Here is a 15,383-nt window from a genome sequence, read left to right on the forward strand (position 1 = left end):
GGCGTCCGTGGGTTCATGAACGCATATGAAGCAATATATATACACACATATAGAACGAGTCAAGTGTTCCGTGGAAATCGCGTGCGATCGTGTGTACGATCGCCAGCATGTCGCGCCGCACCGCCATCCACCTCGCCGGGTTCGCCCACACCAACCCCGTGCCGGTCGCCAGCCGCATCGGCCAGCACGTCTACTCCGGCGTGCTCACCGGCCGCGACCCGCAGACGAAGGAGTTCCCCGCCGACCTCGAAATGCAGGTCGCCAATGTGTTCGACCGCATCCGTGAGCTGATGGATGCGGTCGGCGGCAGCACGGACGACATCGTCAAGCTGACCTTCTGGCTGGCGGAGTACCGCGACAGGGACGCCATCAATCGCGCGTGGCTGGCGATGTTCCCCGATCCGGACGACAGCCCGGCCCGACAGGCGATGGCGGCACAGCTCGACAACGGCGCGCTGCTGCAGTGCGACCTCGTGGCGATCCTGCCGGAGGGTGGGTAGTCGCTACTCCGGGAGAGGCCTGGCCCATCCGCTGATCCGCTCCAGCAGCCGCCCCACCACAGGGTCGGCTGCGGCACCAGCGCGGGCGAGGACGAGTGCGCGCAGCGTTCCGGGGTCCGGCTCGATCCTGCGCACCACCACGTCGAAACGGGCCAGACTCGCGTGATCGGGGTCGGGCAGGATCGCGCGCGCCGCCCCCGCCTCGATGAGCGGGAGCGATGTCTGGATGGTCTCGACGGTCCGGATCGCGGACGGCACGACGCCGTGCCGCCGGAGCGCATCCTCGACCGCCTCGGGCAGGCTGGGCACCGCGGAGGTGCGACGCGGCAGCAGGAGGGTCCGGCCGTCGAACGCTTTCAGGGGGAGCGGGTCCGGCGCATCCACCTCTGTGGGCGGAAGGGCTGCGACGAGCGGGATGCTTCCCCAGTCGACCACGTCGAGCGTTCCGCGATAGCGGCTGACGAAACGTCGCGGATGCGCGACCATCACGGCGGCCAGATCCACTGTGCGCTGCTGCAGCATGTCGATCGCCGTCCACGGCGGAGGATCCACCAGCCGGATCTCCACCTCCGGTGCGTCTGCGAGATGCGCCTTCAGCAGCTGCGGCAACCGGCGCCACATCAGGGCAGGCACGGCGGCGAACGTCAGAGAGCCTGCGACGCCCGCGCCGAACCGGCCGAGCGCCGCGGTCACCTCGTCCACTTCGCTCAGGATGCGCGACGACGCGTCGAGCAGGTAGCGTCCTGCGCTCGTCGGCTCGACCCCGCGCGGCGTCCGCACCAGGAGAGGAACGCCGACGTCGGCCTCGAGCTTGGCGATGGCGACGGACAGGGGAGGCTGCGACATCCTGAGCTGCACGGCGGCGGCCGTCAACGACCCTGCCTCGACGACGGCGGCGAAGTACCGCAACTGGCGCAGCTCCATGCGTCGAGTGTATGCCTGCGGTGTGGCCATAGTCGTTCGCTATGGCGTGTAGAGCGCATCGGTAGTTCCCCTGGCGCGCATCCCGCTGTCAGTCTGGAACCACAGCCCGACCGAGCAGGAGACGACGATGTTGCCCACCGCGAACCCCACCCCTCCCTTCGCCATCACGCGCGCCAGCCACGTCGCGCTCGCCGTGACAGACCTGGAGAAGAGCCGCGATTTCTACCGCGACACGATCGGCCTCGTCGTCACGGAGGAGACCGACGACGCCATCCACCTGCGCGGACTGGAGGAAGCCGCCCATCACAGCCTCACCCTGGAGCGCGCCGACGAGGCGAAGGCGCTCGCGATCGGCCTCAGAGTGCGCGCAGACGCCGACATCGTGGCGGCCGAGAACCACTTCAAGACGAACGGCATCGAGTACGCCCGCGTCGAGAAGGACCACCAGGGCCCGACCATCCGGTTCCGCGACGCGGTCGGCACCCACATCGAGCTCACGTCGTCCATGGACGTCGTCGAACGCAAGATGCAGAACTTCGACGAGTTCCGCGCCGGTTTCCCCCAGCGCCTCGACCACTACCAGGTCGTCACCCACGACGTGCAGAAAGCGACCGACTTCTGGACGGGGCTCGGGATGCGCATGTCCGAATACACCGCCACGGACGGCACGGACGAGCTCTGGGGCACCTGGATGGAGGTCAAAGGCAACACCCACGACCTCGTGTTCACCAACGGTCGCGGCCCGCGCCTGCACCACTTCGCGTTCACCGTGCCGGACGCCACCTCCCTCCTCAACGCTGCCGACGTCGCGGGCGCCCGCGGCTTCGGCGAGGAGATCGACCGCGGCCCTGGCCGCCACGGCATCAGCAACGCGCTGTTCCTCTACCTGCGCGACCCCGACCAGCACCGCATCGAACTGTTCACCACGCACTACCAGTTCATCGACCTGGAGACGCCGCCGCTGCGCTGGGAGGTCAGCAACCCGCGCCGCGCCCAGCTCTGGGGGATGCCGGCGTCTCGTCGCTGGTTCTTCGAGGCGAGCGAGTTCCCAGGGGAGCAGGTGCACGAGCCGCTGCTGCAGGCGACGCCGGCGACCCTCGAGGACTACCTGAGCATCCACTGACGCGATTGAGGCTCGTGCGGAACGCGCGCTCCGCGCCCGCCGGACCGCGTGTTTCGCACGACTCGTGGGCGCATCCATAGGTCGCGGCGGTAGCATACGAGCCGGGCGGCCGGTCGAGCCGCAGAAGCGGAGCCGCACGCATGAGCAACACCAACGCACCCGTCCCGGCCGGGTGGTACCCGGACCCGAGTGGCGCACAGCAACTGCGCTGGTGGGACGGAGCCCAGTGGACGGCGCACTACGCGCCGCTGGCGGGAGCGGCGCAGCAGCAGGTCCCGGTGCAGCCGGCGCAGCAGCAGGTCCCGGTGCAGCCGGCGCAGCAGCCGGTGCAGCAGCCCGCGTACACACAGGGATACGGGCAGCAGCCCGCATACGGCCAGACATACGCGCCGGCGCGCCCGCGGCTGGCCGACGGCGCGCGCATCTACAACGCCTACATCTGGCTGGTGGTCGCTCTCCCGTTCCTGAGCGTCGTGCTGCTGCCGTTCTACCAGCCGCACTTCGACTTCGTCACCAGCTCCGACGGCAGCGTCGTCTACAACGGCAGCCCGCTCGCGATGTTCGGCCCGATGTACTTCGTCATCGTCGGCGTCGGCTTCCTGACGTACGCCCTCAGCGTGGTGTTCGCCTGGCTCGACTACCGCGAACTGGAGCGCGTCGGCGTCGTCCGCCCGTTCCACTGGGCCTGGACGTTCCTCAGCGGCCTCGTCTACGTGATCGGCCGCAGCGTCATCGTGCGCCGCGTCGCCCCCGGTCGCGGCCTCGTCCCGATCTGGGTCACGATCGGCCTCTACGTCCTGTCCATCGTCATCTCGTTCGCGTGGGGCATCTCCCTGGTCTCCTCGATGATGCACAGCATCCCGAACATGCAGAACCTCGGCGCCTGACCCCGGATGCACCTCCCGCACCCTGGGAAGCCGGTGTCCGACCCAGCCTGAATCGTCCGTTATGATGGCTGTCGTGCGTCCGTCATGCGGGCGCTCAGGAGACGTCGCATAGTTCGGCCTAGTGCACCACCCTGCTAAGGTGGAGTGCCCTTTACAGGGCACCGTGGGTTCAAATCCCACCGTCTCCGCACTGTACTTCTCGCCCGAGTTCAGGGAGCCCGTTCCACGCGATCGGTCCCGAACGCGAAGCGCGGCGACCACTCCCTTCGGAGATTCCCCCTGACGGCATACGCGTTCGGGCTGTCCGATGCAAGCAACATGACGTTTGTTAATCACCGCGTCGTATTGTGACGGCCTTTGATGGCGGCCGGGTTCCAGCGATCTTAACGTCGGCGATGCATCCACATCCGCGTCTCCGCCCTGCATCGACTCGAAGGAACCCCATGAATCGTCTCCTCAGGAGTGTGGCCGTCGTCTCCGTCGCCACCCTCACCGCCGTCGGCCTCGCCGCGTGCGCCAGCGGCTCCGCCGCATCGTCCGACAGCTCGTCCGGCGCGAGCCCTGTCTACTTCGGCGTCTCCTCCGCCACGACCGGCCAGTACGCCCAGTACGGCGAGCAGTTCAAAGAGGCGTTCGACCTGGCGGTCGAGGAGGTCAACGCCGACGGGGGCATCAATGGCCACCCGGTCGCGCTGAAGTACGAGGACTCGCAGTCCGACCCGAAGCAGTCCGTCGCCGTTGCGCAGAAGTTCGTGGGCGACGACAGCATCAGTCTCGTCTTCGGCGACTACTCGTCTGCCGCATCCATCCCGGCGTCGCCGATCTACACCGCGGGCAAGCTGGTGCAGTACGGCTTCAACAACTCCAACCCGGACTTCACGGCCAAGGGCACGCAGTACCAGTGGTCGACGTCCATCACCACGAGCGCCACGTACACCTGGACCGCCGACTACATCAAGAAGCAGGGCATCGACTCCGTCGGAGTGTCCTACCTCAACACCGCCGACTGGGGCATCCCCGCGTTCAACGCGTTCAAGGCGGAGGCCAAGAAGGTCGGGCTGAAGATCACGGACGCCGAGGGCGTGCTCGACACCTCCGACGACTACCGCCCGTCGCTGACGAAGGCCGTAGCCGACAAGCCGGACGCCTTCGTCCACATCGGCTACGGGCCCGACGCCGCGAAGATCGTGACGCAGCTGCGCGCGATCGGCTATGACGGCACCTTCTACGGCGGCCAGGACGAGGAGTCGTTCGACGGCACCAAGGATGCGGAAGGCGCCATCAACGGCGCTGAGTTCCTCGCATCCAACCCGGCCAAAGAAGTCCAGGACTTCGTGAAGGCGTTCAAGAAGAAGTACCCGAAGGAGACCGAGGTCACCGGATTCGAGGCAGGAGCATACGACGCCCTTCACGTCGCGGTCGAAGCGGCGAAGATCGGCGGCACCAGCCGGGAGGGCATCCTCGCGGGGTTCAAGAAGGTCAAGGACGTACCGAGCGTCGTCTACGGGAAGATCACCTTCGACCAGTCGACCCGCAGGGTCGCGTCGCCGCAGCTGACCCCGAGCATCCTGAAGGACGGCAGCTGGGTCGCGTACAACGGCTGATCCGTTGACGCTTCCACCGAACGCACCATGCTCGACACTCTGATCGCCGGCCTGCTCCGAGGGAACGTCTACGCCCTCGGAGCGGTCGGCATCTCCCTCGTCTTCGGCGTCATGAACGTCGTCAACTTCGCCCAGTTCTCGTTCTTCGGGCTCGGCGCGATGCTGTCCTGGTTCTTCATCGTGAAGATCGGGCTCCCGTTCTGGCTCGCGCTGATCGTCGTGCTCGTCATCTGCGGCGCGCTCGGACTGCTCATCAACGTGACCGTCGTCCGCCCGCTCGCGAAGTACCTGCCGCTGGCGGCCATGCTCTCGACGTACGCCATCTCGCTGATCCTCGACAACGCCTCCCAGATGGCGTTCAGCGCGCAGTTCCGCGTCTTCCCCGACGTTCTGCCGACCTCGAACCTGCAGCTTGGCAACATGCGGTTCGGCACCTCGGACGTCGTCATGCTGGGGACGACGGCGGTCATCATGGTCGTGATGACCCTGTTCCTGAAGTACGGCAAGGTCGGCCGGGCCATCCGCGCCACGGCGCAGGACCAGGAGGCGGCCCTGCAGATGGGAATCCCCGTCGGCCAGGTGCAGCACGTGTCGTTCGTGATCGCGTCTGCGCTCGGCGGTCTCGCCGGTGTCTTCATCGCCCTCTACGTCGGAATCGCGAACCCGAACTCCGGCCTGGATGTCGGACTCACCGCCTTCGTCGCGGCCACCCTCGGTGGGCTTGGTTCGCTCGTTGGGGCGGTGATCGGTGGCTTCGTACTGGGCATCCTGGAGGCGTTCGGCATCCACTTCTTCGGCGACACCGCGCGCGAGATCATCGTGTTCGTCATCCTGATCGTGGTGCTCATCGTGCGGCCGGGCGGCCTGCTCGGCAAGGTGCCGCTGGTCTCGAGCGAGCCGTTGACGGGCACCTTCCTCGGCAAGGGGCGGCCGATCCGCATCCCGCGCTGGGTGTGGCTCGCCGCATTCATCGTCGGCGGCGTGCTCATCCCGCTCGTCGCGAACGACTACGTGCTGACCACAGGAACCCAGGTGCTGATCTACGCGATCATCGCCGCGGGATTCACCGTGACCGCGGGGCAGGCGGGCGTGCTGGCGCTCGGCCAGGCCGGCCCGATCGCGATCGGCGCGTACACGTCGGCGCTGCTCTCCCTCTACCTGCACTTCCCGTTCTGGGTCGCGCTGCCGGTCGCCGGGATCGTCGCCGCCGTCGTCGCCTCGATCCTCGCCTCGCCGATCTGGGGCGTGAAAGGCCACTACATCTCGATCGCGACGCTGGGTCTCGGCATCGCCATCGTCGCGGTGATCCAACTGGTGCTGCCGCAGGGCCTGTACAACATCCCCGTGCCCGAATGGTTCGGGACGCCGCTGAACACCCCGCAGGCGTACTACCTGATCGACTTCGGCGTGCTGGTGCTGACGCTGCTGGTGATGTGGCGAATCAGAGGATCGCACCTGGGGAAAGTGATCTCGTCCGTCGGCTCCGACGAGGTCGCAGCGCTCGCCTCCGGCGTCCGGGGCCGCAACTACAAGGCGCTCTCCTTCGCCGTCTCCGGCTTCTTCGCCGGCGTCGGCGGCTCCCTGCTCGCGCACCAGTACACCTACATCGACCCGACGATCTTCACCATGCTGATGTCGCTCCTCGTGGTGACCATCGTGATCCTCGGCGGCATCAACCTGCCGTACGGGGCGGTGATCGGCGCCATCGTGCTGATCGGGGCGATGGAGCTGCTGCGGTTCACGCCGGAGCTGCGCATCATCGTCTACGGGCTGGTCCTCATCCTCGCGGTGCGGTTCCGGCCGGGAGGGATCCTGGTGAAGAACGCATGAGCGAACCATTGCTGGACGTGCACGACCTCGAACGGCACTTCGACGGCGTCAAGGCCGTCGACGGCATCTCCTTCTCCGTCGCACACGGGGAGGTCGTCTCCATCATCGGCCCCAACGGTTCCGGCAAGACCACGACGCTCAACCTGGTGACCGGCACCTTCCGGCCGAACAGCGGGACGATCGCCCTGGAGGGGGAGCGGATCGAGCGCTCAGACAGCGCACGGATCGCCGAGCACGGCATCGCCCGCACCTTCCAGAACGGGCGTGTCTTCGCGACCCTCTCCGTGGCGGACAACATCGAGGTCGGATTGCACACGACCCTCCGCGCGAACCGCCCGTTCCGTCGCCTCTCGAACGTGTTCCTGCTTCGCTGGATCCCGCTGCTCGCCGAGCTGTACATCGCGATCGTCGGCACGCCGGCCTCGCGCAGGGAGCAGGCGGAGATCGCGGAGGTCGTCGAATCCGAGATCGACCGGTTCGAGGCACGGCTCGGGCCCCGCCGCGACGACCCGGCGTACTCACTCAGCTACGCCAACCGGCGGCGCACCGAGATCGCCCGCGCGCTGGCCCTCTCACCCAAGCTGCTCGTGCTCGACGAGCCGACGGCCGGGATGAACCAGTCGGAGACAGCCGAGGTGCTCGAGCAACTCCTGGAGCTCAAGACGACGGGGCAGGCCATCCTGTTGGTGGAGCACAAGCTCGACCTCGTGATGGCGGTCTCGGACCGGGTGATCGTGATGGACGGCGGTCGGATCATCGCCGAAGGCCGACCTGACGAGGTCAGGACGAATCCCGCGGTGATCGAGGCGTACCTCGGCCGCCGTCGCGGACTGGGAGGGGTGGACCTCAAGTGACCGAGCTGCTCGCGCTGGACGACGTCAACGTCTACTACGGCCCGTTCCACGCGCTGCGAGGCAATTCGCTGACGGTGGGGGAGGGAGAGATCGTCTCGCTTCTCGGCGGCAACGCCAGCGGCAAGTCGACCACGATGAAGACCATCCTCGGGCTGGTCAGGCCGAAGACCGGCACCGTCCGGTTCGCCGGAGAGGACGTCACCAACGCACCCACGCGCCGCCGCGTCGCCGCCGGCATCGCGTCCGTGCCGGAGGCCAGGCGGGTCTTCCCCGAGATGACCGTCGACGAGAACCTGATCGCCGGCGCATACACGCGGCGCGACAAGGCGGGCGTCGCCGACGACCTCGACAGGATGCGCACCCACTTCCCCCGGCTCGCGGAGCGCCGCCGCCAGCAGGCAGGGACGCTGTCGGGAGGAGAGCAGCAGATGCTCGCATTCGCCCGAGCGCTGATGAGCCGACCACGCCTGGTGTGCATGGACGAACCGACGATGGGACTGTCGCCGAAGCTCGTCGACCAGGTGCTGGACGAGATCGTCCGCATCAACCGGGAATTGGGCGTGGCCGTGCTGTTCGTCGAGCAGCAGGCGGAGCTTGCGCTCTCCATCGCCTCCCGCGGCTACGTGCTCGCGACGGGCGCGATCGTGCTCGAAGGAACCGCGCAGGAACTCCTCGACGACCCTCAGATCCAAGAGGCGTACCTCGGAAAGGCGGGACAGTGACCGGCACCCCTCAGCAAACCCGGCGAGCCAAGCGGCTCGGATTCTTCACCCGGCTGCTCGACGACGGGAGCGCCATCGACCGCTACCGCAACGCGCTCGACCAGTTCGTCCGCGCGGAAGAGGTCGGGCTCGACTCGGTCTGGGTCGCCCAGCATCATTTCCACGAGAACGAGGGCGGACTTCCGTCGCCATTCGTGCTTCTCGCGCAGGCGGCGGCGCGTACGTCCCGCATCCACCTGGGCACGGGGATCGTGACGCTTCCGTTGGAGGAGCCGCTGCGCGTCGCCGAGGACGCCGCCGTGCTGCAGTTGCTCTCCGGGGGCCGACTCGAACTCGGGATCGGCTCGGGAGGGACGCCATCGTCGTTCCCGCCGTTCGGCCACGAGTCCGCCGACCGCGCGGCGATCTACGACCGTCATCGCGAAACCCTGGTGGCGGCCCTGCGTGGAGACACCCTGACGTCGGATGACGGCGCCCTGTATCCCGCTGCCCCCGACCTGCTCGGGTCGGTGTGGGAGGCGACCTTCTCTGCGGCGGGAGCGGAACGCATCGGCCGCAGAGGCAACGGCCTGATGCTCTCCCGCACCCAACCACGGAAGAACTGGACGGACCCGACCTCCCCTGAGTTGCAGGAGGCCGTCGTCGACGCATACCTGGCCGCACTCCCCGACGGCGTCGAGCCGCGCATCCTCGCATCCCGGTCGGCGCTCGTCGTCGACACGGAGGAGGAGGCGGCCCGCTGGGTGCGTCGCGGAATCGACCGCGGTAGGACGTTCGTCGACGCCCAGGGTCTTGAGGTGCCGGCCGGCGTCTCCGAGACCGAGCTGCTGGCCTGGCTCGACATCCACATCGGCACGCCGGAGCAGGTGCTGGCGACCTTGCGGACGGACACGATCCTGGCGCGCGCGACCGACGTCGCCTTCCAGCCGCATCCCATCGACCCGCCGCACGAGACGGTGCTCCGCTCCATCGAGCTCATCGCGGCGGAGGTCGCGCCCGAACTCCTCGACTGGGCGCCCGCCCTGCCCGTGCCCGCGAACCACTGAAAGGACAGTCCATGCCCACCGACGTCATCGATCAGCTCGTCGGCATCGCCCCAGGCGACGCCCTCGACACCCTGCGCGACCAGCGGCCGAACGCGCGCGCCAACGCGCAGGCCAGCTACGACGCACTCTTCCACTCCGACGAACGGGAGGAGGTCAGCCAGCGCGAGCGGCTCGCCGTCGCGTTCTGGACCGTCGCGCTCTCGCAGTCGCCGACCGCCTCGCACTACCGCGACCTTCTCGCTGCCGAGGATGCCGGGCTCCTCGCCGCTCTGCAGGCCGCTCTGCCCGGGGCCGTCACGGAGGGACCGTACGGCGAATACCCGGCAGGACCGCTGACCGTCGAGAACGTCGCCGGCCTCATCTGGACCCCCGACGCCACCCTGACCGCGGAAGCCGGCGCACGTCTCGCCGCCGCCCTCTCCCACACGCACCTCCTCGTCTACCGCCCGCGTGACTCGTCGGCCGACGCCCTGCAGGCGCTGCTCGACGCAGGCTGGTCCACCACCGGCATCGTCACCCTGTCTCAGCTCGTCGCATTCCTCAGCTTCCAGCTCCGCGTCGTCGCGGGGCTCACCGTCCTGAAAGGAGAGCTCGCATGAGCGGCACCATCATCCAGCACGACTTCGTAGCACCCAACGCCTTCACCCAGGCCGAACTCGGCTGGGAGGCGTGGCTGGAGCCGTTGCCTCTCGACGAGCTGACCGACCGCCACTACGAGGGCCTGGTCGACAAGGGGCGCGCGAACAGCCCGTACTTCCGACTCCTCGTCCGCGACCCAGACATCCTCGGCGCCCGCACGCGAACCGACAACGACATCTTCTACAACGAGAAGGGCGGCCTCACTCGCGCGCTCCGCGAACTCTCGGCCGCCAGCGCATCCCGCACGAATGGATGCATCTTCTGCGCGTCGGTCCACTCCCGCTTCGCCACGCACAAGTCCAAGCGACCGGACGACGTGCAGCGTCTGCTCGACGAGGGCCCGGCCGGGCAGCAGGACGACCCGCAGTGGCGCGCCGTCATCGACGCCTCCGTCGCCCTCACCGTGATCCCCAGCGCGTTCGGCGCGGAGAACGTGCGGCAGCTGAGGGAGTCCGGGCTCGACGACCTGGCGATCATCGACGCGATCAACGGCGCGGCATTCTTCAACTGGGCGAACCGGCTGATGCTGTCCCTCGGAGAGCCGACGCCGGCGGCGAGCTGAATCTCGGACCGATCGACGGGCGAACCGTCGGCGGCGACGTGCGGCTGCGCGATCAGAGGGCTTTGTTCTCCGCCTGCCGTCTGGCCTCATCACGGAGCGTGGCGCGGCCTTCTCGGTAGAGACGGATCCCCTGACCGAGGCTGACACCCGCCCCGACGAAGACGGCCGTGGTCAAGAATCGGACGAAGTCATCCCAGGCACCCGCATCCCATCTGGCGAAGTGGAGGGCGATGCCGACGGGCAGGATGACCACTCCGAGCCAGAGCAGCAGCTTCCCGTTCCGCAGTTCCTGACGGCCGATACCGACAAGCGGCGTCTGCTCGAGCTCGGATGCGGCGACAGATGCGTCGAACGCGTGGCGGCCCCGCCGGTTGTCCGTCATCGTCAGCCGTGCCGTCGTGCTTCGGACAACTCGGGTACTCGGCGGTGACGTCGCGTCTTCTGATCCACGGCGGGGAGTGTACCCCTGCAGTGAGCGACCCTCAGGTTTTAGGAGCCTGCTGAACGCGTGGATAGAGCAATACGCTGGTGACGCGAGACTGCTCTGGCTCACGTTCGCTGACTGTTGGGAGCGCTAGTGGCTTCGAAAGACGGTATCGATGGGGTGTCGACATCCCATGTGATCAAACCGCTGACGCCCGAGACCTTCTCAGCGTGGCTGACGCTCGCCCAGAAGCACAACGGGGTGTGGGGTGGATGCTATTGCTCGTGGTTCCACGGCGACACCGAGCAGACGGTGAAGAGCGCGTACGACGGGCCGACCTTCAAGCGGCGTCTCGTGGAGGAGGGGGTCGCGCACGCCGCGCTCGTCTTCGAGGGCGACGACGCGATCGCGTGGTGCGAGTACGGAAGCCCGGCCGAACTGCCGCACATCTACCACCGCAAGGAGTACGACGCGGGCGAGACCTCGCCGGCGCCGTGGCGGATCACCTGCTTCTTCGTCGACCGCGACCACCGGCGGTCCGGGGTGGCCCGGGAGGCGCTGGATGGCGCGCTCGACCTGATCGCGCTGGCGGGCGGTGGTGAGGTCGTCTCCTTCCCCAACGAACTCGTACCGGGCAAGAGGACGTCGTCCTCGTTCCTCCACAACGGCACCCGCGCCATGTTCGAGAAGGCCGGATTCACGTTCGAGCGACACATCGGCAAGAGCAAGACCGTGATGCGCAGGACAATCCTTCCGAATCTCGGGTAGCACTGCCACGCGACCGTAGGATTGTCCAGGTGATGCGTGGGAACGCATATTCTCCGCAGTCGTCGACTCCCATAGGGTCCTGGTTATGTCCGATCTGCAGGCTTCGTTTCCCCTTCCGCCCGTTCCAGATTCTCAGCGTGCACTCGCGGTCGCAGCGTGGGGTGAACCCGTCGAACTCCGCACGTACGAGCCGGGTGAACCCGGTCGTCTGCCGGCCTTTCTGGAATCCCGCGTGTACCAGGGGTCTTCCGGCCGGGTGTACCCCCTGCCGTTCATCGAGTCCGTCAGCCACGATGCGACGATGCGCACCTGGCAGGCTGTGCACCTGGAGAACGAGTACCTCCGCCTGGTGATCCTTCCGGAGCTCGGCGGGCGCGTCCACATCGCCGTGGACAAGACGACGGGGCAGGACTTTTTCTACCGCAATGACGTCATCAAACCGGCACTGGTCGGACTCGCAGGGCCGTGGATCTCCGGCGGCATCGAGTTCAACTGGCCGCAGCACCACAGGCCAGCGACCTTCCTGCCGATGGACTGGACGATCGAACGGGAGGACGACGGCTCCGTCACCGTCTGGTGCTCCGACCACGACCCGTTCGCGCGGATGAAGGGGATGCACGGCATCCGGCTGCGCCCGGGGAGTGCGGTGCTCGAAGCGCGGGTGCGGCTGTTCAACCGGACGGACACCACCCAGACCTTCCTCTGGTGGGCGAACGTGGCGGTGCGCGTGCACGACGAGTATCAGTCGTTCTTCCCGTCCGACGTCCACGTGGTGGCCGATCACGCCAAGCGCGCAGCGACCGCGTTTCCCGCGGCCGACCGCCCGTACTACGGGATCGACTACGCGGCCCGCGCCGACCCGTCCGATCCGGCCTTCGTCGCCGACGACGCCGACCGGCTCGACTGGTACCGCAACATCCCGGTGCCGACGTCGTACATGTGCGTCGCGAGCGAGGACGACTTCTTCGGAGGCTATGACCACTCGACAGCACTCGGCTTCGCCCACGTCGCCGACCACCACATCGCGCCGGGCAAGAAGCAGTGGACCTGGGGCAACGCGCCCTTCGGCTGGGCCTGGGATGCCAACCTCAGCGACGACCGCAGCGCATACGTCGAGCTGATGGCCGGGGTGTACACCGACAACCAGCCCGACTTCACCTACCTGGCTCCTGGCGAGACCAAGACGTTCAGCCAGTTCTGGTTCCCATATCACGGCATCGGCCCGTTGAGTCAGGCGTCCACCGACCTCGCCATCAGCATCGCGGAGGACGACAGCGATCAGGCCGTCACGGACGGCCGCGGCCGCGTCGTGACCGTGGGGCTCGCCGCGACACGCGTCTACGACGAGCTCGACTTCCGGCTGCTCGACGCGGACGGTGCCGTGGTGTGGGAGCAGCGCTGCGCCGTCGCGCCAGGGCGCCCCGTCGTCGCGCGCGTGACCGTAGCGGCAGCGGGAGACCTGGATGTGGTCGCCGTGGGAGACGGTGTCGAACTGCTTCGGGCGACGACCCGGTTCCGTGATGCCGCCGCAGACGGGTTCGAGGTCGCCACCGAGCCGCCCGCCCCGTCGGACATCGAGTCCGTCGACGAGCTGTACCTCACCGGCGTGCACCTGGCCCAGTACCGGCACGCTACCCGGTCCCCGGAGCCGTACTGGCGTGAAGCGCTGCGGCGCGACCCCGGCGACTCCCGCACGCACATCGCCCTGGCTTCCGCCGACCTCGGCTCCGGCCGGATGCCCTCTGCCGAGGAGCATCTGCGCGAAGCGCTCCGGCGGCAGACCCGACGCAATCCGAACCCCGCCGACGGCGAGGCGTCGTACCTCCTCGGCGTGGTGCTGCAGGAGAGCGGCCGCGACACCGAAGCGGACGACGCGTTCGCGAAGGCGGCCTGGTCGCACGCGTGGCGCGCGGCGTCCTCGCTCGCTCGCGCGCGCATCGCCGCTCGAGCCGGGCGCTGGGTGGACGCGCTCGAACAGGCCGAGCTCGCCGCGCACTTCGATCCCGATCAGCTCCAGGCGGCGGCCGTGCGTGCGATCGCGCTGCGGAAGCTGGGCCATGACGCCGATGCGCTCCAGGTCCTGGATGCTGCCCGTGCGCTCGACGGACTGGACGCGTGGCTGAACGACCTCGCGGCGGCGCACGTGTCCGGGGATGCCGGCACCCTTCGAGACGTCGCGGGGGAGTATCGCTCCCTCGGCTTGACCGTGGAGGCGTTGCGCGTGCTCGACACGGCCGCTCAGGTCGCCGTCGACCGCCCCATCCCTGGCGCTGGCGACCCGCTCGCCCTCATTCACTATGCGCGAGCGGAGCTCCTCGAGGAGCTCGGCCGTGCCTCGGAGGCAGCGATCGCGCTCCAGGCGGCGCGCGCTGTGTCCGTCGACAGGTGCTTCGCCGGCGGCCGTGAGGATGCGCGCCTGCTGGAACGACGCATCCGTCGCACAGGGGACGGCCGCGCACACGCCCTCCTCGGGCACTGGCTCTACTTCCACCGACGCTACGACGAGGCGATCGAGCACCTGACGCGAGCCGTCGATGAGCAGCCGGACGACGCGGTGTCTCTGCGCGGCCTCGGCCTCGCCGCATACAACGTTCAGGGCCGCCCCGACGAGGCCGTGCGCTGGTACCGGAGCGCGGTGGCGGCCGCGCCAGGCGACGCGAAGCTCCGGTATGAGGCCGACCAGCTGGCTCGCCGGATCGGGGCATCACCGGAGCAGCGCCTGGCGCAGCTCGTCGACGCAGGCGACCTCATCGCCGAACGCGACGACCTCGCCCTGGCCTACGCCGAACTGCTCGTGCTCGTCGGCCGCCACCACGACGCGGTCGCGCTGCTCTCCTCGCGCCGGTTCAGCCCGTGGGAGGGAGGCGAGGGGGAGGCGATCCGCGTGTGGACGCTGGCCAAGCGCGCGGTGGCAGCCGAAGCCGTCGACCGCGGCGACGCCGAGTCGGCGGTCGCCGCCCTGGCGAGCGCTGTGGATGTGCCGGATTCGCTCGGAGAGGCGCCGCATCCCCTGGCGAATCGTTCAGAGCTGCTGCTGGCGTACGGCGATGCGAATCAGGCCGCCGGACATACTGAGGCGGCGGAGGCATCCTGGCAGGCGGCGGCCAGCAGCGCAGGCGACTTCACCACCATGGCCGCCGTGTCGCACTCCCCGATGACCTTCTTCTCCGTCCTCGCGGCACGACGACTCGACGACCGCTCTCGGGCGGAACAGCTCACGGCGGAGTTCGCGAACTACGTGGAGGTCGCGCGCCGGGAGAAGCCGGCGATCGACTACTTCGCCACCTCGTTGCCGACGATGCTGATCTTCCAGGAAGACGTCGAGAAGACCCATCGCGACCTCATCGCCGTGATGGACGCCGAACTCGCCCTCCTCGCCGGGGACACAGAGCGCGCCACGGAGATCCTCGCTGCGCTCGCAGAACACGATCCTGCCGCCTCGCTCGTCCGCGAGCTGCTGGAGCAATCGCAGCGTCTGTTCGTCGCGTAGCCGCGCCGGG

At 68.3% G+C, this 15,383-nt stretch carries 14 protein-coding genes and 1 tRNA gene; 13 read left to right on the top strand and 2 right to left on the bottom strand.

Annotated elements, in window-relative coordinates:
* Positions 1–107 precede the first annotated feature (107 nt).
* A complete protein-coding gene (locus tag ACIRCZ_RS17760; protein WP_402855411.1) occupies positions 108–500 on the top strand; it encodes a RidA family protein in 393 nt (130 codons plus the stop codon).
* Between the two features lie 3 nt (positions 501–503).
* Here the strand turns inward: ACIRCZ_RS17760 and ACIRCZ_RS17765 are convergent, their stop codons facing one another.
* The gene (locus ACIRCZ_RS17765) at positions 504–1,424 is read right to left on the bottom strand and encodes a LysR family transcriptional regulator (RefSeq protein ID WP_402855414.1); all 921 of its coding nucleotides are present in this window, start codon (positions 1,422–1,424) and stop codon (positions 504–506) included.
* Positions 1,425–1,551: 127 nt separating this feature from the next.
* On the opposite strand from ACIRCZ_RS17765, the gene hpaD reads away from it, so the two are divergent.
* The 10 genes from hpaD (at position 1,552) to ACIRCZ_RS17815 (ending at position 10,691) form a co-directional block, all read left to right on the top strand.
* Positions 1,552–2,547, top strand: coding sequence for a 3,4-dihydroxyphenylacetate 2,3-dioxygenase (gene hpaD / locus ACIRCZ_RS17770; RefSeq protein WP_402855416.1), 996 nt, complete (start codon positions 1,552–1,554; stop codon positions 2,545–2,547).
* 140 nt (positions 2,548–2,687) lie between these two features.
* Entirely contained in the window at positions 2,688–3,434 is a 747-nt protein-coding gene (locus tag ACIRCZ_RS17775) for a DUF2510 domain-containing protein (protein ID WP_402855419.1), read from the top strand.
* A 97-nt stretch (positions 3,435–3,531) separates the two neighbouring features.
* Positions 3,532–3,622: transfer RNA gene (locus ACIRCZ_RS17780), tRNA-Ser, on the top strand.
* 255 nt (positions 3,623–3,877) lie between these two features.
* The gene (locus ACIRCZ_RS17785; protein ID WP_402855422.1) at positions 3,878–5,038 is read left to right on the top strand and encodes an ABC transporter substrate-binding protein; all 1,161 of its coding nucleotides are present in this window, start codon (positions 3,878–3,880) and stop codon (positions 5,036–5,038) included.
* A gap of 27 nt (positions 5,039–5,065) precedes the next feature.
* Complete coding sequence (locus ACIRCZ_RS17790; protein WP_055889291.1) at positions 5,066–6,868, top strand: ABC transporter permease; 1,803 nt, start codon at positions 5,066–5,068, stop codon at positions 6,866–6,868.
* Positions 6,865–7,722, top strand: a complete 858-nt coding sequence (locus ACIRCZ_RS17795) for an ABC transporter ATP-binding protein (RefSeq protein WP_402855425.1) — start codon at positions 6,865–6,867, stop codon at positions 7,720–7,722. Before ACIRCZ_RS17790 ends, ACIRCZ_RS17795 begins: the two co-directional genes overlap by 4 nt.
* Positions 7,723–7,727: 5 nt before the next feature.
* Entirely contained in the window at positions 7,728–8,444 is a 717-nt protein-coding gene (locus tag ACIRCZ_RS17800; protein ID WP_200949555.1) for an ABC transporter ATP-binding protein, read from the top strand.
* Positions 8,441–9,490: a putative FMN-dependent luciferase-like monooxygenase gene (locus ACIRCZ_RS17805; protein WP_402855428.1), complete on the top strand. Its 1,050-nt coding sequence runs from the start codon at positions 8,441–8,443 to the stop codon at positions 9,488–9,490. Before ACIRCZ_RS17800 ends, ACIRCZ_RS17805 begins: the two co-directional genes overlap by 4 nt.
* Before the next feature lie 11 nt (positions 9,491–9,501).
* Positions 9,502–10,089 carry a CMD domain protein gene (locus tag ACIRCZ_RS17810; RefSeq protein ID WP_402855431.1) on the top strand — a complete coding sequence of 196 codons (588 nt, stop codon included), beginning with the start codon at positions 9,502–9,504 and terminating at the stop codon, positions 10,087–10,089.
* Entirely contained in the window at positions 10,086–10,691 is a 606-nt protein-coding gene (locus ACIRCZ_RS17815; protein ID WP_402855434.1) for an alkylhydroperoxidase domain protein, read from the top strand. Before ACIRCZ_RS17810 ends, ACIRCZ_RS17815 begins: the two co-directional genes overlap by 4 nt.
* 52 nt (positions 10,692–10,743) lie before the next feature.
* On the opposite strand, the gene ACIRCZ_RS17820 is transcribed toward ACIRCZ_RS17815, so the two are convergent.
* Positions 10,744–11,073, bottom strand: coding sequence for a hypothetical protein (locus ACIRCZ_RS17820; RefSeq protein ID WP_402855436.1), 330 nt, complete (start codon positions 11,071–11,073; stop codon positions 10,744–10,746).
* Between the two features lie 237 nt (positions 11,074–11,310).
* On the opposite strand from ACIRCZ_RS17820, the gene ACIRCZ_RS17825 reads away from it, so the two are divergent.
* Positions 11,311–11,883 carry a GNAT family N-acetyltransferase gene (locus tag ACIRCZ_RS17825; RefSeq protein ID WP_402855439.1) on the top strand — a complete coding sequence of 191 codons (573 nt, stop codon included), beginning with the start codon at positions 11,311–11,313 and terminating at the stop codon, positions 11,881–11,883.
* A 232-nt stretch (positions 11,884–12,115) separates the two neighbouring features.
* Positions 12,116–15,373, top strand: coding sequence for a DUF5107 domain-containing protein (locus ACIRCZ_RS17830; RefSeq protein ID WP_402855442.1), 3,258 nt, complete (start codon positions 12,116–12,118; stop codon positions 15,371–15,373).
* The last annotated feature ends 10 nt before the right edge of the window (positions 15,374–15,383 follow it).

The organism is Leifsonia sp. NPDC102414, from assembly GCF_044765685.1.
Classification (GTDB): Bacteria; Actinomycetota; Actinomycetes; order Actinomycetales; family Microbacteriaceae; genus Leifsonia.